Genomic DNA, 19,823 nt, shown 5'->3' on the forward strand with positions numbered 1-19,823 from the left:
TGATGGAAGGCGACCCAGGCTCAGCGGCCGGCGGATCCGGTCAGGCTCAGCCGGAGCCGGGCACGGGCCCGGTGCAGGTGGGACTTCATCGCGGCGTTGCTCAGCCCGAGCGACTCCGCGACCCGCCGGCCGGGATGGCCCAGGACGTCACGCATGATCAGCACGCGCCGCTGGACGTCCGGCAGTTCCCTGATCGCCTGGGCGACCAGTTCGGCCTCCATCCGCCGGATGACCTCGTCCTCGGCCGAGGTCGCCGCCCCCGCACCGAAGTCGGCGTCCCGCTCGAACAGCAGCCGCGCCCGGCGCAGGCACTCGTTGCGCACGATGCGGAACATCCACGACGCCAGCGCCCCGGTCGCCCGGAGCGTGCCGATCTTCCGGTACAGCGTGATCAGCGCTTCCTGCGCCGCGTCCTCGGCGTCCTGCGGGGTGGCGCACAGGTGCTCGGCGAAGCGCCGCACGTGGGAGTGGGCGCCGTGGATCACCGCGGTGATCGACTCCCGGTCGCCCGCCTGCGCGGCCTCGATGAGCTGCTCGCTCGCCCAGGCGCGGTCACTCACGCCCGTCCTCCAGCCGCTCGGCCCAGGCCCGTGCCGTGGCTTCTGCCATGCCTGTGTCCCCTTCCGTGTGACTATCACCCCATAAGAGGGCACCGCCGTACAAAAGGATTCACCTTCGCGGCAACCAATTTCGCCGGGCCCCCGTCATACGGGTTTCGGACCCGTGCAACCCGCTCCCGGGCTGGACGCATCCCCTGAGTGTGAAGCCATCCATCTGGGAGATCCATGAACGCTGACGAGGAGTACACCGCCTACGTGCGGGGCCGGTTGTCCTGGTTGCGGCGGATCGCCTACCCGTTGTGCCACGACTGGCACCGCGCCGACGACCTGGTCCAGACGACGATCACCCGGCTGTACGTCAAGTGGCGTCAGGCCCGGGCCGCCGACGACCTCGACGCCTATGTGCGCGTGATGCTGATCCGCGTCTTCCTCGCCGAGCAGCGCGGGGGCTGGTTCTCCCGGGTACGGCTGGCATCCGGCACCCCTCCCGACCCGGCGCTCCCTCGCTCGCCCGGCGCTTCCGGGGTGTCCGACTCCGGCGACCGGGACCTGGCCATGGACCTCACCCGAGCCCTCGCCGCCGTCCCACCCCGCCAGCGCGCCACCCTCGTCCTCCGCTTCCACTGCGACCTGAGCGTCGAGCAGACCGCCGCGGCGCTCGGCTGCTCCGCCGGAACCGTCAAGAGCCAGACCGCCCGCGGTCTCGCCACCCTGCGCTCGATGCTCGACGCCCCGCAGTCCCCTCTCGCCTGGACGGAGAAGCCGTGACGGATGTCAAGGAGCTGTTCGACTCGCTGGCCACCCGCGAGCAGCCGCCCACCTCGATCGACGTCGACCGCGCCATGGCGGAGGGACGTGCCGTGCGCCGCCGCTGTCGCGCCGCCCTGGCCGCCACCACCGCCGTCACCGCAGCCGCCGCTGTCCTCGCGACCCTCACCATCACTCCCGACCGCCCCACCCCTCGACCCGACGTCGCCGTCGCCGTCCCCTCCCCCTCCGCCACCCCCACCTACCGGGGCTTCGCGGAACTGAAGAAGAAGTACCCGCCCAAGGGCCGGATCGCCTCCGTGCCGCCCCTGCTCATGTGGGTGAGCCACAGCCCCCGCCCCGACCACCTCTTCCTCTGCAGCAGCGGCCCCACCGGAAGCTCCTGCTCCTCCTTCCCGCCCTTCACTGCCGAGGAGTACGCCAGGCGGCAGGGCAAGCTCCGTGTCGTGAACGTCTGGTTCGGCATCGCCAAGTCCGCCGTCCACGGCGTCACCGCCCACGCCAAGGACGGCCGCAAGTTCCCCGGCTCCCTCACCCGCGAGGTCAGCCCTGGCCTGGGATTGTGGGCGGTCGAGTATCCCCGGGACGTCGCTATGCGTAGCCTGGTCTTCACCGACGCCAAGGGCAAGGTCCTGCAGCGGATCCCGCTCTGACATTGGCTGCCAGGTGAGGAACTTGGACAATCTCCTCCCGTGATGGGCATTCCCGGCTTCGAGCCGACGTTCCTGGTCGGCCTGGAAGCCGTCCGCGCCGACCATGGACCCGCTCCGGCGGCGCTCCTTGGCAGGCGTCTGACCGGCTTCGCCCTGGTCCGTTTCGTCGAGGACGGGGTCCGGCCGCTTCCGCATCGTCAACGCCTTGGACGAGAACGACATCGAGCTCGGCGACGCCGATCCCGAATTCGCGCGGTACCCACTGGGCACGACCTGACCGGTCGGCCTCTCGGCTCAGAGACAGGCCCGCGCCTACCGATGGGGTCAGCAAGTGCCCCCGCCGCCTGCCCAACGGTCCAGCCGCCTTCTATGGCAGAGCCCGGCGAACGCACAAATCGACTCGACCTCCGGCGACCGCCCCAGACTCGGGGAGCGCGAGGGGCCGGGAGGCCCCTCGAAAAGGGGGGTGTGGGGGGACGCCGGAGGCGGCCCCCCACACCAAGCGCTGCCCGAGCCCGAAGGGCGAGGACCTCGCTAGTAGAACTCGGACTGCGGTTCGGGGAGGGTGAGTTCGGCCGGGCCGGTCCAGGTGGAGCGGGCGGCGGCCGGAAGGTCGTTCTCGGTGGGCGGCGCGGTCAGGACCAGCGGGACGACGATCTTGCTACGGGCAAGGTCAACCGTGACAAGCGTCCCGGTGGGGTTCTCGGCCCGGGTGTAGGTGTTGTCGGTCCCCGCAAGGACCAGCCCGATCCGGTTGCCCTTCCGGAAGACGTACTCCTGCGGCAACGTCTCCCACCGCACCCGCACGGAGGTGCCGGGCGTCACCGGTGTGGAGACGGACAGGGAGTCCCGGTTGGAGGTGTCGATCCAGCCCCGCGCCACGATCTCCAGCGGCCGGGTGGCGACAGCTGTACCGAAGGTCTTGTAGCACCCGTCGTCGAGGGCCGAGGCGTCGCCGTGGCAGGACTCGGTGGCCTGCTGGACGATGCCCTGACCGGTGCGCCAGTCCACGCGCGGGGTCTCGCCGAAGTCGACGAGCAGGGCGGTCAGGTTGGCGGCGGGCTTGTCGAGGGTGACCCGCAGGTCGACCACGGGGGTGCCGGACAGGCGCAGGTCGAGGGGAAGCGGCCCGGTCGTGTAGGCGAGACGGCCGGGCGCCGGGGTGCCGACGTCGGCGACCATGGCGGTCTCGCTGAGGCGCAGGTCGGTGAAGCTGCCGGTGGCGCCGGGGCGGGCGGGCAGCAGGCCGAGGGAGCCGTCGGCGGAGGGCCGCAGGGCGACGGGCAGGGCGTTGGGCGCGGGCCAGTCGCGCTGGGTGATCCAGCGGCCGGGGGCGAGCTGGACGTCGGCGCGCGGCTCGCGCAGGATGCCGTTGCGCACCCCGTGCAGCCAATAGTCGAACCAGCGGTGCAGCGTGTCCACCCAGATGTCGCGGCGGCCTTCGAAGTCGAACGGGTCGACGTGCTCGTACTGGCCGACCCAGACCTTGCGCGGGATGCCGCGCTGGGCGAGCGCGTCCCACCATTCCGACCAGGTGTCGGGCTTGACGTTGAGGTCGTTGACGGTGTGCACGGCGAAGACCGAGGCCCGCATCTTCGACAGGTCCGCGCGGTGGTCGCGAAGGGCCCAGAAGGGCGTGTAGTTGCCCGTCTCGTCGGCGTCCTCGGCGTTCATCCGGTCCCGTACGGCGGCGCATTTCACCGCCCCGTCGGTGTCCACCGCATTGGCCAGCCATCCGGCGTAGTTCAGGCTGTTGTAGAGCATGCCGTTGGAGCGCTGGTACTCGTACCACGAGCTGATCGCCGAGATGGGCACGATGGTCTCCAGCCCGCGCACGCCGGTGGCGGCGACCGCGTTGGCGAGGGTGCCGTCGTACGACTTGCCGATCATGGCGGCCTTGCCGGTGGTCCAGTCGGCGGCGACCGGGGTGCCGTCGGCGCGGAAGCCGGGGGCGCGGCCGTTGAGCCAGTCGATGACGGCCTTGCCGCCCAGCACGTCGGCCCGGCCGCCGGTGTCGGGGCAGCCGTCGGACTTGGTGGTGCCGAGCATGTCCACGTTGAGCACGGCGTAGCCGCGCGGCACGAAGTAGTTGTCGTAGAACAGCGGGAACTTCACCGGGTTCCCGGCCGCGTCGTACTCCTTGCGCTCCCGCTCGGGGCCGCGTCCGGAGTTGTCGTAGTAGGGGCTCTCGTCGATGATCACCGGGACCTTGAGCCCGGGCCCGGACTCCTTGGGCCGGATGATGTCGACGCGCACGCGGTCGAGGGCGCCGTCGGCGTCGCTGTCGATCGGCGCCTGCACGTAGACGTGCTCGCGGACGGCGTCGGCGTAGGAGAAGACGGGCTGGGTGCGGCCGTCGGCGACGGTGACGGCCGGGGTGGTGGCGGACGCCTGGGCGGGGGTGGTGATCGTCAGGGTGAGGACGACCGCGGCGAGGGCCGGGCGTAACTGTGGCACGCGTGACCTCCGGAAAGGGAGTGAAATACCACTCGCAATGTCTCAGAGATCACCCTTTGACGGAACCCCGCAGCACGCCGGAGATGACCCAGCGCTGGGCGAAGAGGTAGACGAGCAGGACCGGGGCCAGCGCCATCAGGTAGGAGGCGAAGGCGAGGGTGTGGTCGGTGTTGAACTGCGCCTGGAAGACGTACTGGACCAGCGGCAACGTCTGGGCGTCCGGGCTGGAGAGCACGACCAGCGGCAGCAGGAAGTCGTTCCAGGCCCACAGGAAGGTGAGGATGCCGACGGTGGCGTTCATCGGCGCGAGCAGCGGGAAGATCACGCGCCAGAACACCGTCCAGGTTCCGGCGCCGTCGACGCGGGCGGCCTCCTCCAGCGAGACCGGGATGGACCGGATGTAGCCGACGTAGAGGAAGATGTTGAAGGCCAGGCCGTACACCACGTAGAGCAGGATCAGTCCCGCCTGGTTGTCCATCCCGAGCAGCGAGGTCTGCTTGATCACCGGCAGCATGATGATCGGGAAGGGCACGAACAGCGCGGAGACGAAGTAGTAGTACAGCCCCTTGAACAGCCGACGCCGGAAGTTGCGCGCGATGGCGTAGGCGACCATCGAGTTGGTGAGCAGGGTGAGCGCCACCGCGCCGACGGTGATCAGCGCGCTGTTGAGCGCGGCCTTGGGGTAGTTCGTGAGTTCCCAGGCCTGCGCGAAGTTGCCCCAGGCGGGGCTGTCCGGCAGGTCGAATCCGGCGCCGGCGAGCTCGGCGGGGGTCTTGAGCGCGGTGACCGCGGTGAAGTAGAGCGGCACGAGCACGGTCAGCGAGCCCGCGGCCATCAGGGCGGTCAGCCACCAGCGCGGCTTCACAGCGTCGCCTCCCTGCGTTGCAGGATCCTGAGCTGGACCAGCGAGACCAGCACGATCACCACGAAGTAGACGATCGCGTTGGCCGTCTGGTAGGCGTACTCCCCGCCCTGGAAGCCGCCGGTGTAGATGAGCAGCGACACCGAGGTGGTCGAGGTGCCGGGCCCGCCGTTGGTGAGGGCGACGATGTGGTCGAAGACCTGCAGGAAGTTCTTGAGCGAGAGCACCATGTTGATGGTGAAGAACGGCGCGATCAGGGGGAAGACCACCGACAGGAAGCGCCGCCAGGTGCCCGCGCCGTCGATCATCGCGGCTTCGTGCAGGTCGGCCGGGATGGTCTGCAGGCCCGCCAGGTAGATCACGATGTTGAAGGCGACCGCCTGCCACACCGCGACCAGGACGATGCCGATCCACGCCAGCGCGGGGTCGGCCAGGATGTTCGTGCCGCCGAAGACGGCCGGCACCGAGTTGGCGAACAGGTAGTTGAAGATGTAGCCGACGATCAGGATCGCCAGGACGTTCGGGATGAAGTAGATCCCGCGCAGCGCCGTCCTGAACCGGATGCGCGCGTTCAGCCCGAGCGCCACCGCCAGCGCGAGCACGTTGGTCAGGACGGTCGCGACCAGCGCGAACTTGAAGGTGAACAGGTAGGCGTCGAGGATGCGGTCGTCCTTGACCAGGTTGAGGTAGTTGCGCAGGCCGACGAAGGCGTGCTCGCCGTACCCCGGGTAGTCGGTGAAGGAGTAGTAGAGCCCCTGCAGCACCGGCACGGTGTGGAAGAGCAGGAAGAGCACGAGCGCGGGTAAGACCATCCAGTAGTACGTCCTCATGAGCGGCGCTCCATGACCTTGTCGTACTCGCTGTCCAGTTCGGCCAGGAAGGCGCGCCGGTCGCCGTCGATCAGGAACTGCTGGATGATCCGCTCCAGCCCGACCGCCAGCGGGATCTGGTGGTCGGGGTAGCCGGTCAGCCGGCCCTCGGCGAAGAAGGGCATCACGCCCTGCAGGGCCGGGTCGTCGGGCGTGGCCTCGCGCAGCGGCGGCACGGCGACCTGTTCGCGGGCGTAGGCGCGCAGCACCGCGGGGCGCATCAGGTAGTCCACGAAGAGCGCGGCCTCCTTCGGCCGGCGCGGCTCGCGCGGCATGGTGATCGCCACGTCCACGCCCGCGACCAGCTTGTCGTGGGGGTTGAAGGTGCCGATCTCGAAGCGCGGCCCGGCCTTCCTGATCGCCGGGATGGCGTAGCTGCCCTGCAGGTACATGGCCGACCGGCCCTGAGCGAACTCGCGGTTGCCCTCGTCGTAGCCGCGTGAGAAGCGGTCGGGCTGGCCGTACCGGTAGAGCTCGGCCAGGCGCGCGGTCACCTCGCCGTAGGCCGCGCCGAAGCTGGTACGGCCGGCAGCCCGCCGCGCGAAGAAGTCGCCGGGCGCGAGGTTGGCGGCCAGCGCGTTGAAGGTGGGCAGCGCCGTCCAGGCGTCCTTGAGCGTGAGGTAGAAGGGCGTGACCCCGGCGGCCTCGAACCGGCGGGCCGCCGTGAGCAGGTCCGGCCACGAGGTGGGCGGGCGCACGCCGTGCGCGTCGAACAGGGACTTGTTGTAGATGATCCCGTTGGCGTTGCTGGCGAAGGGCAGCCCGTTGACCTCGCCGGGCCGGTGGGTGCCGAGGTCGTCGAGGATGCGCTGCACCGCCGGGTTGATCGCCTCGCGGGCCGGGTGGCGGGAGAAGTCGTGGAAGACCCCGGCCCGTGCCAGTTCCCCAAACACGCTCGACCCGTTGAGCGCCAGGACGTCCGGCACGTCCCCGCGCACCAGCCGGGCCCGCACCGCCGTCTCGGCGTTCGGCACGTGGTTCTGCACGACCCGGATGCCCGGGTGCTCCCGCTCGAACCCGGCGATGATCCGGTCGAAGACCTCGGTCGCCTCGGGCTTGAACTGGAAGAAGTCCAGGGTCACCCGGCCGTCCGCACCGCAGCCGGTCAGCAGGAGGGAGAGGGCGACCAGGGCTGCGGTACGGCGGGGCATGCCACCCCGCTGCCCAGCGATTCGCCGGCTATGACGAGGGCTCAGCTGACCTCGCGAAACGAGGCCGGGAACAGCTCCGCACCCGGCCGCCGGAGGTGGTCGCGCTCGGAGTAGGCGGCCTTCATCCGGTCGAAGTAGTCCTGGGCCCGCTCCCGCATCGCGCTTTCGTCCACGCCCGGGATCACCCGGTCGCGCATGACGACGCGCCCGTCGATGACCACGGTGGTGACGTCGGCGCCGCCGCAGTTCATCAGCAGGGTGCGGATCGGGTCGTCCACCGGCCCGACGCGGGGCCCGGACAGGTCCACCACCGTCAGGTCCGCCTTGGCGCCCGGCGCCAGCCGGCCGAGGTCCTCGCGGCCCAGCGCCCGCGCGCCGCCCAGGGTGGCCGCCCGGTAGTAGTCGGCCGCCGAGCCGGCGTCGAGCCGCCCGGTGACCAGCTTGGCCAGGTTGTTGCCGTAGTCCATGTTGCGGATCATGTCCGGCGGGAAGGAGTCGGTGCCCAGCGCCACGTTGACCCCCGCCGCGCGGTAGGCGTCGAAGTCGTGCAGCGCGTCGCCGTAGCGCACCGAGGTCAGCGGGCAGTGCGCGATCCCGGCCAGCGCGGCGAGCCGGCCGACCTGGCCGGGGTCGAGGTAGCGGGCGTGCGGGACGATCAGCCTCGGGCCGAGCAGTCCGGCCTCCTCCAGCACCTCCAGCGGGTGCTTGCCGTACCAGCGGGACAGCAGGGCCAGCTCGGTCTCGCCCTGCATGCAGTGCAGGCGCACCAGGCAGTCGAGCTCGGCGGCGGCCTCGGCGGTGGCGCGCAGCAGGCCGGGGGTGAGCGTCTCGATGCGGCAGGGCAGCAGGACGCCGCGCAGCCGCCCGTCGTGGGCGCCGTCGAAGTCGCGGGCGAAGCGGATCGCGTCGGCCAGGCCGCGCTCGCCGAGCTCGGGTTCCCAGAGCACGTCGCGGCTGCCGTCCGCGCGCAGCACGGGCACGCCGGAGCGGTAGGAGGGGCCGAGGTACATGCGCAGGCCGAGCCGCCCGGCGATCTCGGCGACGCCGGCGAACTCCTCGTAGGACTCGGCCCAGGCGCTGTGCGTCTCGGCGGCGATGGGCATCGCGGTGGTGATGCCGTTGCGGATGAGCTGGGTGAGCGCGTACTCGCGCATGAAGAGCGTGTCGTGCGGCGGGAAGACCGCGTGCCGCCGCGCGAAGTAGTCCTCCGACCAGGCCAGGCCGCCGGCGGTGCCGGGGCCGTGCCAGGTGTCGAGGATGGCGTGGTCGATGTCGGCCAGCGCGTCGAGGTCGATGAAGCCCGGCCCCACCAGGGCCAGGCCGGCGTCGATCACCTCGTCGACGGGCCCGTCGTACGGCCCGCCGGCGTGGACGACGGTGTCGCCGGAGTAGACGACGCAGCCGTCGCGGTGGATGACGTGGTCGGTGCCGTCGAAGCCGACGACATGGGAGGCTTTGATGAGGGTGCTCACGGTATACCACTATCGCAGGTCGGCCACCCGGAAGGTTCCGGCGTGCTCGCCGTACACGATGAGGTTGTCTTCGTAGGAGTGCCTGGCGTGGTCGTACCGGCCGCCGCAGGTCACCAGCCGGATGGCGGGCGCGGCCGAGCCGGCGAAGACCTTGTGCACCGGGAAGGCGGCCTTGCCGATCTGCTCGGTGCCGGTGGCGCGGAAGACCACGACCCGGTCGTCGGAGCGCAGGACGGCCAGGGTGTCGCCGGGTTTGACCTGGCGCAGCCTGGCGAAGACGGCCGGTCCTGTCTTGGTGTCCAGGTGGCCGACCAGCACGCTCGCGCCCGGCTGACCGGGCACCGGGCTCTGCCGGTCCCAGCCGGCCAGATTGGCCTCGCCCAGCGGCGGGGCCTGCAGCCGGCCCTTGTCGCCGCTGTTCACGGCGAGCACCGGGGCGTCCACCTTGACCGCGGGCACCAGCACCCGCAGCGGCCGGACCAGCCGCGACCCGCCCGGAGCCGGCGACGGCCAGCCACGCGCCTGCACCGTGGCCGGCAGCGTCAGCGCCGGAGCCCGCCCGGCCGGCTTGCACCCACCCAGCCCGAGCACCAGCACCGCGACACCCGCCGTCGCCAGCACCACCCGCTCAGCCAGAATCCCCGGGACCGTTCGCTCAGCCACGTCCGCGGGCGCGGCGGCGGACCACGATCACCGACCCGGCGGCGGCTCCGGCCAGCAGGAGCAGGGCCCCGCCGCCGGCCAGCAGCGCGCCGGGCACGCCGGCGGGCTCGGCGCTCGTCGCGGTGTTGGCCACGGCGCTGGTCGCGGCGTTGGTCGCGGTGGCGGTGTCCCGCGCGGTGAGCGCCAGGCCGCCGCCTCCGGTGTCCGGCCCCCAGCCGCCGACCACGATCAGCGTCCCGGAGTCGACGTAGGAGCCGCCGTCGCAGGAGACCTCCACGTCGTAGCGGCCGGGCTCGGCGTCCCAGTCGATGTCGGCGCGCCCGACCGCCACGTCACCGCGGTCCCGCAGCACCACGCCCTCCTCCTCGAACGCCTCGGACTCGGCGATCAGCTCGGCGACGCCGCATTCGTCGTCGCCGCATCCGCTGTCGCCGCACTCGTCATCGCCGCACTCGGAGTCGCCGCAGTCGGGGCCGAAGTCGTAGTCGACGGTGATGCGCACGCTGTCGCCCGGTTCGACCTTGTAAGGAGAGATGTCCACGTCCGCCGCCGCCGGTCCCGCCACGCCGGTGACCAGGACCGCCGCGGTGACCACCGCACGGTAGAGAAAGCCCATGCCGGGCTTCTACCCGGCCCCACCGGTCACTCCCGTCCCGCCAACGGCAAATCTTCACCGAGAGTGATCAAGCATTCACCCCTCGTCCAGCGCATCGGCTCGCACCAGCCCGCCGGCGAGGTGGTCGAGCTCCCCCGCTGCCAGCCGGACCACCGCGGTGGCCGCCGCCTCCGGGCCGGCCCGCCGCGCGGTCACCGAGGCGACCAGGCCGGGCAGCCAGAGCTTGGCCTCCTCCGACTCGGCGAAGCGGCGCCCGAGCCGAGTGTCGACCGTGCCGGGGAACAGCTCGAAGACCCGCACGCCGCTCTTGCCGACCTCCTCGTCGACGCTGCGCGCCAGGAAGCTCAGCCCCTGCTTGGCCACGCCGTAGGCGGTGAGGTACGGCCCGCCGCCGCCGGCCAGGTAGACCACCCGGCCCTGCCCGCGCTCGGTCATGTACGGCAGCGCCTCGCGGGTGAACTGCATGGCCGAGCGCAGGTTGACCTCCACGTCGCGCCACCACTGCGCCGGGTCGGTGAGGCTCAGCGGCCCGACCGCGCCCAGCCGCCCGGCGGCGCAGACCAGCAGGTCGAGCCGCCCGTGCAGCCGGATGGCGCGTCCCACCGCGGCGCGGGCGTGCCCGGGGTCGGCCGCGTCGCCGACCAGGGCGACGCCGCGGGCGAACTCGGCGGTCTCCTCCACCTCGTCCCGGGTGCGGGCGGTGACCAGCACCTTGGCTCCGGCCCCGGCCAGCGCCAGGGCCATCGCGCGGCCGATCCCCCGGCCCGCGCCGACGACGAGGGCGACCTGTTCCGCGAGCCGACGATCCGTCACCGACCTACCTCCATGAGGGCAAGATAGCGCCAGATATCACCATCAGGGCTGAAAACGGTGGTTCAGGCGGCATCGTGGCGGAAGCCGGGGAGCCCCTGCTCGGCGAGGGTTCTGGTGAGGACGCGCAGGGCCCGGTGCAACGCCATGTCGTCCAGGTGCCCGTAGCCGAGCACGAGCCCGTTGCGCGGCCGGGCGTCGCAGTAGCGGTCCAGCGTCGCGACCTGGACGTTGCGCTCGCGCAGCAGCCCGGCGAAGCGCTCGGCCGGGAGGTCCTCGGGCAGCAGGAGGGTCACGGAGGAGCCGCCGTCGGCCCCGGCCAGCCGTACGCCGGGCCGGCCGGCCAGCGCGTGCCGTACCAGCGTGCGCTTAGCCGCGTACAGCGCCGACAGCCGGTCGATGCGCCGGGCGACGCAGCCGGTGGCCAGCAGGTCGGCCAGCGCGCGCTGGGCGAGGAAGGCGGGCTGCTCGCCGGCCGCCGCGATCTGCGCACGGATGAGCGGGGCCAGCCGGCGCGGGACGAGCAGGTAGGCCATCGGCAGGGCGTTGGTGAGCAGGGCGCCGAAGGTCCCGATCATCGCGGTGCGGCCGGGGTCGCCGAGGCTGAGGATGCTCGGCTCGGGGCCGAGCGAGGCGTCGGCGTGCCCGTCGAAGCCGGGTTCGAGGACCAGGCAGCCGTGCTCGGCCATCGCCCGGCGGCGCTCGCGCGACATCCGCACGCCCAGCGGGTCGTTGCGCTCGGGCATGACGACGGCCACGTCGCAGTCCTTCGGGATCAGGCCGACCTGGGCGCCGTCGCGGTCCACCGGCAGCGGCAGCACGCGGGCGTGCCGGCGGACGGCGGCCCGGACCGGCGGCGGGGCCGGGTCCTCGACCGCGACCAGGCGGGCGCCGGCCGCGCTGAGCAGGAGCTGGAGCGCGTGGCCGTAGCCGAGGGTGATGATCACCTCGTGCCCGTCCGTGACCAGGCCGCGCGAGTCGCGCAGGTGGCCGGCCACGGCGGCGCGCAGCTCGGGCAGGCCCGCGGCGGGCAGGTCCTCGACCGGCGGCGCGTGGTGGCTGGCCCGCCGCCAGGCCGCGCGCCAGGCGGCCAGCGGGAAGCCCTCCGGGCTCGGCCGGTCGGGTTCGAGGCTGATGAGCGGCAGTTCGTCCGGCTCGTGGACCGCGCCCGGACCGGTGCTCGCCCCGCGCCGGGCCACGTAGGTCCCCGAGCCTGTTCTGCCGGTCACGTACCCGGCGGCGTGGAGCCGCTCGTAAGCCGTCACCACGACGCCGCGCGAGACCCGCAGGATCCCGGCCAGCGTCCGCGTGGACGGCATGCGGGTCCCCTGTCCCAGCCGTCCGGCGTCGATGGCCTCGCGAAGCTGTGCGGCGAGCTGGTCCTGCAGCGGCCGATCCCCCTCGCGGTCCAGATGGATCGGTACCAGAAGCCTCCTTGGGCTGCGCATGTCGTCTTCCCCCGTCGCCGGCCGAGCTTTCCACCAAGGGGCGTGACATCCCGTTCCATCGCCCGGCACGCGAGGACAACCTGGCCGGTGAACGCACCAGGGCCACCGGCCGGGCGGCGTGCCCGGGCGAGTGGCCCATGAGCGGTGGGGTTACGAGCGGACGAGCCGCGCGATGGCGTCGCTGGCTTCCTTGACCTTGGCGTCGGCCTCGGGGCCGCCCTTGGCCGCCGCCTCGGCGACGCAGTGCGCCAGGTGCTCCTCCAGGAGGGAGAGGGCGAAGGACTGGAGCGCGCTGCTGGCCGCGGAGACCTGGGTCAGGATGTCGATACAGTACTTGTCGTCCTCGACCATGCGCTGCAGGCCGCGGACCTGGCCTTCGATCCGGCGCAGCCGCCGGTTGTGGTCCTGCTTGTTGGTGGTGTATCCCGCCATCGCCCCGTCCTCTCCCCGGTTGTGCAGCATAACACCGTACCCCCCTACCGTATTCCGGAGGCGGACTGCCGCGCCCGCCTCCCGAACGGTCTCACACACGCGCGGGCTCCGCCTCCGCCCCCACCGGTCGCGGCCGGCGCATGAACACCATCGAGAGCACCGCGCCGGCCAGCGCGGTCACGGCCGCCCCGGTGAAGGCGCCGGAGAAGCCGGCCGAGGAGGTGGCGATCGCGGTCATGACCGCCAGGCCGAGCGCCGAACCCACGTTGTAGGTGGTGTTCACGATGCCCGAGGCCAGACCGGCCTCCTCCGGCTTCGCGCCGGACATCGCCGACATCATCGCCGGGATGTAGGCCAGCGACATGCCGATCGCCGCCACCAGGCTGGCCGGGAGCACGTCCACCACGAATGAGCCGCCGGGCCGGGCGAAGGACAGCCACGCCACACCGGCCGCGAGCACCAGCAGGCCGAGCACGATGAGCGGCTTGGCCCCGAAGCGGGCCAGCAGACGGGAGGTGATGCCGATCATGAAGATCATGATGGCCACGGTCATCGGCAGCAGCGCCGCGCCGCTCGGGAAGGCGCCGAAGCCGAGCCCCTGCTGCAGGTAGAGGTTGAGGAAGTACCACATCGGGATCCACGCCGCGCCCAGCAGCGTCATCGCCAGGTTGGCCGGGGCCAGGCCCGGGGCGCGCCAGATCGACAGCGGCATCAGCGGGGTGCGGATGCTGCGCTGCAGCAGCAGGAACAGGGCCAGCAGCACCACGCCGCCGCCGACGGCCGCCCAGTTCTCGCCGACAATGCCGAAGACCAGCAGCGCGATGCCGGCCGTGGCGGCCAGGCCGCCGAGCAGGTCGACCGAGCCGCGCCCGCCCTTGGTCGCCGGGAGCAGCGCCGGGACCGCGGCCAGGGTGGCCAGGCCGATCGGCACGTAGATGATGAAGACCCAGGGCCAGCTCAGGTACTCGGTGATCACGCCGCCCAGGAAGACGCCGGCCGTGCCGCCCGCGGGGGCCGCCGCGCCGTACAGGGCCATGGCCCGGCCCAGCTCGCGGGGCTGGCCGCCGAAGAGCATCATGAGCAGGGTCATCGAGGCGGGCGCGATGAGCGCGCCGCCGACGCCCTGGATGCCGCGGCCGAGGATCTCCACCCACGCCGTCCCGGCCGCCGCGGCGACCACCGAGCCGGCGACGAGCACGAGCCAGCCGATGGAGAAGATCTTGCGGGCGCCGAACAGGTCGGACAGGCGCCCGCCCAGCAGGAGCAGCCCGCCGAAGGCCACTACGTAGGCGTTGAACACCCACTGCAGGCCGCTGTCGGTGAACCCGAGGTCACGCTGCATGTCCGGCAGCGCGACGCCGATGATCGACGTGTCCATGATGACCATGAACTGCGCGGCGGCGAGCACCAGCAGGGCCCACCAGCGACGCGGATCGGGTGACATGGCCGTCTCCTTCCCTCATACCCCATGGGGGTACCTTGATTCGATGACGGGGAACGTAACATACCCCCCTAGGGTTTGCAACGCCGGACCGCTCCGCCGCGCTTCTCCCGGCCGAGTGGTCCTGGTACGGCAGGCGTCCCGGCGGCTTTGCTGGAGCCATGAGCGTGAGACTCGCGGAGGCGCCGGTCCTGCACCGGCACGGCGACGGAGCCCTGGAACGCGCCCGGCACGCGGTCGGCGCGGCTCGGACCGCGTCACGGCTGCACCTGGCCTCCGCCTTGCTGGTCGAGGGCCTGCTGACGACCGAGACGCCGCGCCCCGACCACGCCCTGCCCCGGCTGGAGGAGGCCCTCGGGCTGCTGGCCGGCGAGTGCGGCCCGGAGGCGACGCGGCTGTGGGCGCAGGTGCGGATCGCCCTCGGCCGCGTCCACCGGCGCTCAGGCCGGCACCGCGAGGCCGAGCGCGAGCTGCGCCAGGCGCTGGACGCGGTCGAGCCCGAGTCGCTCGACGCGGTGCTGGTCCTGAACGAGCTGGGCGCGACCCGGCGCGGCGCGGGCGAGCACGATCAGGCCGAGGCGTGGTACCGGCGGGCGCTCGCGCTGGCGGAGTCGGCGTCGGGGCTCGGCAGCCCGCAGGCGGTGGCGATCCTGATCGAGGTGGAGGCCCCGCCCGCGGCGTAGCGTGAATGCGCACCGACTAAAGGTGAGCCATTCCCATGTATGTCTTTTTCGCCATTCAAATCGCCGCTTTCATGACATCATCGTCCTTTCCCCCTCCGATCATGGGAGACGTTGATGGCCGATGATCAGCAACTGCTCGATGAATGGTTCCGCGGCAATCCCGGCGATTGGCATGAATCGCGGTCAAAAGTCACTTTTCCTGCACGTGCTCAGGTTCTCGAACTCGCCGTCCAGCTCTCGCGCTCGGTCCCGGGGCACATCGCCGAATTCGGCGTCTGGAAGGGCTATTCGACGCGGGTGATCCGCGATGAGCTGTGGCGCGCCCGGTTATGGGACCTGCGCCAGCGCCGCAAGCGCATCTACGCCTTCGACTCCTTCCAGGGCCTGCCCGAGGGCTACGAGCACCTTCCCGCCGGCACCTTCGCCACCCCGATCCCCCGGCTGAAGGGGGTGCGCGTGGTCGACGGCTTCTTCGAGGACACCCTGACGCCGGCCCTGGCCGCCGAGATCGGCACCATCAGCCTCGCCCACCTGGACGCCGATCTGGAGTCGGCCACCACCTGCGTGCTCGACTGGCTGACCCCGATGCTCACCGGCGGCAGCCTGCTGCTGTTCGACGAGTTCCTGGGCGAGGACCCGGCCGAGTTCCGCGCCTTCCGCGACTGGCAGGAGCGCACCGGCACCAGAACCGCGCTGCTGGCGCTGTTCGGCCGCGAGCCGAGCGGCAAGGGCGCGATGACCGACCGCCGCGCCCTGTTCCAGGTGATCGGCAGCCGGACGCTCAAGAAGTCGCCGCCCCTGCTCCCGACCCGGTGGCGCCGCCGGCTGGCGTCGAAGTGGTGAGCCAGCCCGCGTAACGCGTGGCGAACAGCCCCGGCAGCCCGCCGGTGTGCAGGAAGACCACCCGGTCGCCGCGCGCGATCCGCCCCTCGCGGACCGCCGCGACCAGCCCGGCCATCGCCTTGGCCGTGTAGACCGGGTCGAGCAGCAGCCCGTCGGTGCGGGCCGCCAGCAGCAGGGCCTCCAGCGCCGGGCCGGTCGGCTCGCCGTAACCCGCGCCGATCCGGCCGGTGTCCAGGGCGCACCGGCCGGTCGGCTCGGGCCGGCCGGTGCGCGCGGCCACCTGCGCCGCCAGCTCCTCGACCGCCCGCGCCAGATCGGGGCGGGCGCCGACGTCCACCCCGAGCACGCGGGCGTGCTCACCGAGTCCCGCCACGAGCCCGGCGTGCGTCCCGCCCGAGCCGCTGGCCACGACCACCAGGTCCGGGCGCAGCGCCTCGTCCAGTTCGCGGGCCACCTCGGCGTAGCAGGCGACGCCCTCGGGGCTGGAGCCGCCGATCGGCAGCGCGTACGGCTTGCGCCCCTGCTCCGCCAGCTCCCGGGCCCGCGCCCGGATCGCCTCCTCCAGCTCCTCGTACGGCAGAGCCGCCCCCTCCAGCCACCGCACCCGGGCCCCGAGCACCTCGTCGAGCAGCACGTTCCCGCTCGCGACCGGCTCCGCGGCCAGCCGGGTCAGGACCAGGTCGCAGCCCAGCCCGGCGACGTTGGCCGCGGCCGCGGTCATCCGGGCGTGGTTGCTCTGCGCCCCGCCCCCGGTGACCAGGTGGTCGCACCCCTGCCGCCGGGCCTCGGCCACCAGCGCGGCCAGCTTGCGCGCCTTGTTGCCGCCGCCGGCCAGCCCGGTCAGGTCCTCGCGTTTGACCCACAGGTCGCTCAGGCCGAGCTCACCGGCCAGGCCGGGCAGCCGGTGGAGCGGCGTGCCGGCGATGGGGAGCAGGGCGTCGTCACTGTCTCGCATGCCGCCACTCTGCCAGCCCGGCGGCCTCAGCGGAGGAAGGCGGCGGCCACGCCCGCGTCCACCGGGATGTGCAGCCCGGTGGTGTGGGAGAGCTGGGTGAGCAGGAAGACCGCCTGGGCGATGTGCTCGGGCAGCACCTCACGCTTGAGCAGCGTCCGCTGCGCGTAGAAGGCGCCCAGCTCGGCCTCCGGCACGCCGTAGACGGCCGCGCGGTTGGCGCCCCAGCCGGAGGCGAAGATGCCCGAGCCGCGCACCACCCCGTCGGGGTTGACGCCGTTGACCCGGATGCCGTGCTCGCCCAGCTCGGCGGCGAGCAGCCGGACCTGGTGGGCCTGGTCGGCCTTGGCCGCGCCGTAGGCCAGGTTGCTGGGCCCGGCGAAGACGGCGTTCTTGGAGGAGATGTAGACGAGGTCGCCGCCCAGCCCCTGGGCGATCATCACACGGGCGCTCTCGCGGGAGACGAGGAAGGAGCCGCGGGCCATCACGTCGTGCTGGAGGTCCCAGTCGGCGACGGTCGTCTCCAGCAGCGGGCGCGACAGCGACAGGCCCGCGTTGTTGACGACCAGGTCGAGGCCGCCGAAGGCGAGGACCGCCTGCCGTACGCCCTCGACGACCTCGGACTCGGCGGTGACGTCCATGCGGACGGCCAGCGCGTCGCCGAGCTCGGCGGCGACCTTCTCGGCGGCGGCCGGGTCACGGTCGGCGACCACCACGCAGGCCCCCTCGGCGGCCAGCCGCCGGCAGGTGGCCGCGCCGATGCCCGAGCCGCCGCCGGTGACCAGGGCGACCCGCCCGGCCAGCGGCTTCGGCGGCGTCATGCGGCGCAGCTTGGCCTCCTCCAGCTCCCAGTACTCGATGCGGAACTTCTCCGCCTCCTCGATCGGCCGGTAGCGGGAGACCGACTCCGCGCCCCGCATCACGTTGATCGCGTTGACGTAGAACTCGCCGGCCACCCGGGCGGTCTGCGCGTCCTTGCCGAAGGAGAACATGCCGACGCCGGGCGCCAGCACGATCGCCGGGTCCGCGCCGCGCATGGGCGGCGAGCCGGGCACGGCGTGGCGCTCGTAGTAGGCGGTGTAGGCCGCGCGGTAGGCCTCGAACTGGGGCTCGATCGCGGCTTCCGGGTCGAGGACGAGCGGCGCGACCTTGGTGCGCAGGAAGTGGTCGGGGCAGGAGGTGCCCAGCGCGGCCAGCCGCTCCAGCTCGGCGCGGGAGACGAAGTCGAGCACCTCGGCGCTGTCGGTGAACCGCCCGACGACCGGGTGGGCGCTGGAGGCCAGGCCGCGCAGCACCGGGAAGAGCTCGGCGGCGCGGATCCGCCGCTCGGCCTCGGGCAGCGTCTGGCGCACCACCGGGCCGAACGGGTCGGGCCGGCCGTGCTCGGCGAGGTAGGACTCGGCGGTGCGGATGATCTCCAGGGAGTGTGCCTCGCACTCGGCGGAGCTCTCGCCCCACGCGGTGATGCCGTGGCCGCCCAGGACGCAGCCGATGGCCGCCGGGTTGGCCGCCTTGATCGCGGCGATGTCGACGCCGAGCTGGAACCCGGGCCGCCGCCACGGGACCCACGCCACCCGCTCGCCGAAGATCCGCCGGGTCAGCTCCTCGCCGTCGGCGGCGCAGGCCAGCGCGATACCGGAGTCGGGGTGCAGGTGGTCGACGTGCGGGGCGTCCACCAGGCCGTGCATCGCGGTGTCGATGGAGGGCGCGGCGCCGCCCCGGCCGTGCAGGCAGAAGTCGAAGGCGGCGACCATCTCGTCCTCGTGCTCGACGCCGGGATAGCGGCCGGCCAGCGCCCGCAGCCGGTCGAGCCGCAGCACGGCCAGACCGGCCTCGGTCAGCGTGCCGAGGTCGCCGCCGGAGCCCTTGACCCACATCAGCGGGATCGGCTCGCCGCTGACAGGATCGGGCGCCTCGCCCTTGGCCGAGGCGTTGCCGCCGGCGTAGTTGGTGTTGCGCGGGTCGGCGCCCAGCCGGTGCGCCCGCTCCAGCAGCTCGTCCTGCGGTCGCGTCATGCTCCCCACCCTGCCTGCGCGCCGCCCACCCGCTCGGCGCAGATCTTCGCGAAATATCCGGACCTGGCGTAGGCCGCCATCGGGTCCGGGTCGAGGCCCTTGGCCGCACGGAACTCGGCCAGTGCGGGCCGTACGTCGGTGTTGAAGGCGTCCATGAGCACGGCGTTGGCCGCCAGCACGTCGCCCTCACGCTGCGCGGCCGACAGGGCCGCGCGGTCGATGCGCAGCACCTTGGCCGCCGCCTCCTGCACGTTGAGCACCGAGCGGATCTGACCGGGGATCTTGGGCTCGATGTTGTGGCACTGGTCGAGCATGAAGGCGATGCCGCCGGACGGCTCGCGCAGCACCTCGGCCAGGATGCGGAAGAGCTGGAAGGGGTCGGCTGCGCCGACCATCAAATCGTCGTCGGCGTAGAAGCGCGAGTTGAAGTCGAACCCGCCCAGCCGGCCCTCGCGCAGCAGGAAGGCCACGATGAACTCGATGTTCACCCCCGGCGCGTGGTGGCCGGTGTCCACCACGACCTGCGCCTTCGGCCCGAGCTTGAGGCAGTGCGCGTAGGCGGTGCCCCAGTCCGGCACGTCGGTGGTGTAGAAGCTGGGCTCGAACAGCTTGTACTCCAGCAGCAGGCGCTGGCCCTCGCCGAGCCGCCCGTAGACCTCGGCCAGCGCCTCGGCCAGGCGGTCCTGGCGGGCGCGGATGTCGTCCTGGCCGGGGTAGTTGGTGCCGTCGGCGAACCAGAGCTTGAGCTCAGGCGAGCCGGTGGCGTCCATGATGTCCACGCACTCCAGCAGGTGGTCGACGGCCTGGCGGCGGATCGCCGGGTCCGGGTGGCAGACGCTGCCCAGGCGGTAGCCGTCGTCCTGGAAGGTGTTGGAGTTGATCGCGCCGATGCGCAGGCCGAGCTCCCCGGCGTACCGCGCCAGGTGGGCGTAGTCGTCGACCCGGTCCCACGGGATGTGCAGGGCGACGCTGGGGGCGGCGCCGGTGTAGGCGTGCACCTGGGCGGCGTCGGCCAGCTTCTCGTACGGATCCCTCGGCACGCCCGGCTGGGCGAAGACCTTGAAGCGGGTGCCGGAGTTGCCGAACGCCCACGAACAGGTCTCGACGGCGAGCTCGTCCAGGCTCATC

19 protein-coding genes are annotated in these 19,823 nt (G+C 72.5%); 4 read left to right on the forward strand and 15 right to left on the reverse strand.

What is annotated here, in order from left to right:
• Positions 1 to 20: 20 nt before the first annotated feature.
• On the reverse strand, positions 21 to 560 hold the full coding sequence (locus tag AB0I67_RS12005) for an RNA polymerase sigma factor (RefSeq protein WP_357921650.1): 540 nt from the start codon (positions 558 to 560) through the stop codon (positions 21 to 23).
• A gap of 225 nt (positions 561 to 785) precedes the next feature.
• On the opposite strand from AB0I67_RS12005, the gene AB0I67_RS12010 reads away from it, so the two are divergent.
• Together AB0I67_RS12010 and AB0I67_RS12015 are read left to right on the forward strand one after the other, a co-directional pair.
• Positions 786 to 1,328, forward strand: a complete 543-nt coding sequence (locus AB0I67_RS12010; protein WP_357921652.1) for a SigE family RNA polymerase sigma factor — start codon at positions 786 to 788, stop codon at positions 1,326 to 1,328.
• The gene (locus tag AB0I67_RS12015; RefSeq protein ID WP_357921655.1) at positions 1,325 to 1,981 is read left to right on the forward strand and encodes a hypothetical protein; all 657 of its coding nucleotides are present in this window, start codon (positions 1,325 to 1,327) and stop codon (positions 1,979 to 1,981) included. The genes AB0I67_RS12010 and AB0I67_RS12015 overlap by 4 nt, the downstream gene beginning before the upstream one ends.
• 534 nt (positions 1,982 to 2,515) lie before the next feature.
• Here the strand turns inward: AB0I67_RS12015 and AB0I67_RS12020 are convergent.
• The 11 genes from AB0I67_RS12020 to AB0I67_RS12070 form a co-directional block, all read right to left on the reverse strand.
• Positions 2,516 to 4,438 (reverse strand): Xaa-Pro dipeptidyl-peptidase, encoded by a 1,923-nt coding sequence (locus AB0I67_RS12020; RefSeq protein WP_357921657.1) that lies wholly within the window; start codon positions 4,436 to 4,438, stop codon positions 2,516 to 2,518.
• 49 nt (positions 4,439 to 4,487) lie between these two features.
• Complete coding sequence (locus AB0I67_RS12025) at positions 4,488 to 5,303, reverse strand: carbohydrate ABC transporter permease (protein WP_357921660.1); 816 nt, start codon at positions 5,301 to 5,303, stop codon at positions 4,488 to 4,490.
• Positions 5,300 to 6,130 carry a sugar ABC transporter permease gene (locus AB0I67_RS12030; RefSeq protein WP_357921663.1) on the reverse strand — a complete coding sequence of 277 codons (831 nt, stop codon included), beginning with the start codon at positions 6,128 to 6,130 and terminating at the stop codon, positions 5,300 to 5,302. The genes AB0I67_RS12025 and AB0I67_RS12030 overlap by 4 nt, the downstream gene beginning before the upstream one ends.
• Positions 6,127 to 7,320 (reverse strand): extracellular solute-binding protein, encoded by a 1,194-nt coding sequence (locus tag AB0I67_RS12035; protein WP_357921666.1) that lies wholly within the window; start codon positions 7,318 to 7,320, stop codon positions 6,127 to 6,129. The genes AB0I67_RS12030 and AB0I67_RS12035 overlap by 4 nt, the downstream gene beginning before the upstream one ends.
• Before the next feature lie 41 nt (positions 7,321 to 7,361).
• Complete coding sequence (locus AB0I67_RS12040) at positions 7,362 to 8,792, reverse strand: amidohydrolase family protein (RefSeq protein WP_357921669.1); 1,431 nt, start codon at positions 8,790 to 8,792, stop codon at positions 7,362 to 7,364.
• A gap of 9 nt (positions 8,793 to 8,801) precedes the next feature.
• Positions 8,802 to 9,455, reverse strand: a complete 654-nt coding sequence (locus AB0I67_RS12045; protein ID WP_357921672.1) for a class F sortase — start codon at positions 9,453 to 9,455, stop codon at positions 8,802 to 8,804.
• Positions 9,448 to 10,071: a hypothetical protein gene (locus AB0I67_RS12050; RefSeq protein WP_357921675.1), complete on the reverse strand. Its 624-nt coding sequence runs from the start codon at positions 10,069 to 10,071 to the stop codon at positions 9,448 to 9,450. The genes AB0I67_RS12045 and AB0I67_RS12050 overlap by 8 nt, the downstream gene beginning before the upstream one ends.
• A gap of 75 nt (positions 10,072 to 10,146) precedes the next feature.
• The gene (locus tag AB0I67_RS12055; protein ID WP_357921678.1) at positions 10,147 to 10,884 is read right to left on the reverse strand and encodes an SDR family oxidoreductase; all 738 of its coding nucleotides are present in this window, start codon (positions 10,882 to 10,884) and stop codon (positions 10,147 to 10,149) included.
• Positions 10,885 to 10,946: 62 nt separating this feature from the next.
• Complete coding sequence (locus tag AB0I67_RS12060; protein WP_357921681.1) at positions 10,947 to 12,329, reverse strand: PLP-dependent aminotransferase family protein; 1,383 nt, start codon at positions 12,327 to 12,329, stop codon at positions 10,947 to 10,949.
• Between the two features lie 150 nt (positions 12,330 to 12,479).
• A complete protein-coding gene (locus AB0I67_RS12065; protein WP_357921684.1) occupies positions 12,480 to 12,761 on the reverse strand; it encodes a metal-sensitive transcriptional regulator in 282 nt (93 codons plus the stop codon).
• 91 nt (positions 12,762 to 12,852) lie between these two features.
• Positions 12,853 to 14,205, reverse strand: a complete 1,353-nt coding sequence (locus tag AB0I67_RS12070) for an MFS transporter (RefSeq protein ID WP_357921687.1) — start codon at positions 14,203 to 14,205, stop codon at positions 12,853 to 12,855.
• A gap of 158 nt (positions 14,206 to 14,363) precedes the next feature.
• Between AB0I67_RS12070 and AB0I67_RS12075 the strand changes: the two genes are divergently transcribed.
• Positions 14,364 to 14,885, forward strand: coding sequence for a tetratricopeptide repeat protein (locus AB0I67_RS12075; protein ID WP_357921690.1), 522 nt, complete (start codon positions 14,364 to 14,366; stop codon positions 14,883 to 14,885).
• Between the two features lie 114 nt (positions 14,886 to 14,999).
• The gene (locus AB0I67_RS12080) at positions 15,000 to 15,728 is read left to right on the forward strand and encodes a TylF/MycF/NovP-related O-methyltransferase (protein ID WP_357921693.1); all 729 of its coding nucleotides are present in this window, start codon (positions 15,000 to 15,002) and stop codon (positions 15,726 to 15,728) included.
• Here AB0I67_RS12080 and AB0I67_RS12085 read toward each other — a convergent pair.
• The 3 genes from AB0I67_RS12085 to rhaI are packed head-to-tail and all read right to left on the reverse strand — an operon-like array spanning position 15,667 to position 19,822.
• Positions 15,667 to 16,683 (reverse strand): D-cysteine desulfhydrase family protein, encoded by a 1,017-nt coding sequence (locus AB0I67_RS12085; protein WP_357921696.1) that lies wholly within the window; start codon positions 16,681 to 16,683, stop codon positions 15,667 to 15,669. The two genes, AB0I67_RS12080 and AB0I67_RS12085, sit on opposite strands and share 62 nt — an antisense overlap.
• A gap of 26 nt (positions 16,684 to 16,709) precedes the next feature.
• A complete protein-coding gene (locus tag AB0I67_RS12090) occupies positions 16,710 to 18,695 on the reverse strand; it encodes a bifunctional aldolase/short-chain dehydrogenase (RefSeq protein WP_357921699.1) in 1,986 nt (661 codons plus the stop codon).
• A complete protein-coding gene (gene rhaI / locus AB0I67_RS12095) occupies positions 18,692 to 19,822 on the reverse strand; it encodes an L-rhamnose isomerase (RefSeq protein WP_357921701.1) in 1,131 nt (376 codons plus the stop codon). Before rhaI ends, AB0I67_RS12090 begins: the two co-directional genes overlap by 4 nt.
• Between the last annotated feature and the right edge of the window lies 1 nt (position 19,823).

The organism is Nonomuraea sp. NPDC050310 (assembly GCF_040655795.1).
In the GTDB taxonomy this organism is placed as follows: domain Bacteria; phylum Actinomycetota; class Actinomycetes; order Streptosporangiales; family Streptosporangiaceae; genus Nonomuraea.

What these genes read in the sequence shown, in the direction of transcription:
- AB0I67_RS12010 (WP_357921652.1), top strand. Translation starts at nt 786, where the DNA reads ATGAACGCTGACGAGGAGTACACCGCCTACGTGCGGGGCCGGTTGTCC.
- AB0I67_RS12030 (WP_357921663.1), bottom strand. Translation starts at nt 6,130, where the DNA reads ATGAGGACGTACTACTGGATGGTCTTACCCGCGCTCGTGCTCTTCCTG.
- AB0I67_RS12035 (WP_357921666.1), bottom strand. Translation starts at nt 7,320, where the DNA reads ATGCCCCGCCGTACCGCAGCCCTGGTCGCCCTCTCCCTCCTGCTGACC.
- AB0I67_RS12050 (WP_357921675.1), bottom strand. Translation starts at nt 10,071, where the DNA reads ATGGGCTTTCTCTACCGTGCGGTGGTCACCGCGGCGGTCCTGGTCACC.
- AB0I67_RS12060 (WP_357921681.1), bottom strand. Translation starts at nt 12,329, where the DNA reads ATGCGCAGCCCAAGGAGGCTTCTGGTACCGATCCATCTGGACCGCGAG.
- AB0I67_RS12065 (WP_357921684.1), bottom strand. Translation starts at nt 12,761, where the DNA reads ATGGCGGGATACACCACCAACAAGCAGGACCACAACCGGCGGCTGCGC.
- AB0I67_RS12070 (WP_357921687.1), bottom strand. Translation starts at nt 14,205, where the DNA reads ATGTCACCCGATCCGCGTCGCTGGTGGGCCCTGCTGGTGCTCGCCGCC.
- AB0I67_RS12075 (WP_357921690.1), top strand. Translation starts at nt 14,364, where the DNA reads ATGAGCGTGAGACTCGCGGAGGCGCCGGTCCTGCACCGGCACGGCGAC.
- AB0I67_RS12080 (WP_357921693.1), top strand. Translation starts at nt 15,000, where the DNA reads ATGGCCGATGATCAGCAACTGCTCGATGAATGGTTCCGCGGCAATCCC.
- AB0I67_RS12085 (WP_357921696.1), bottom strand. Translation starts at nt 16,683, where the DNA reads ATGCGAGACAGTGACGACGCCCTGCTCCCCATCGCCGGCACGCCGCTC.
- AB0I67_RS12090 (WP_357921699.1), bottom strand. Translation starts at nt 18,695, where the DNA reads ATGACGCGACCGCAGGACGAGCTGCTGGAGCGGGCGCACCGGCTGGGC.
- rhaI (WP_357921701.1), bottom strand. Translation starts at nt 19,822, where the DNA reads ATGAGCCTGGACGAGCTCGCCGTCGAGACCTGTTCGTGGGCGTTCGGC.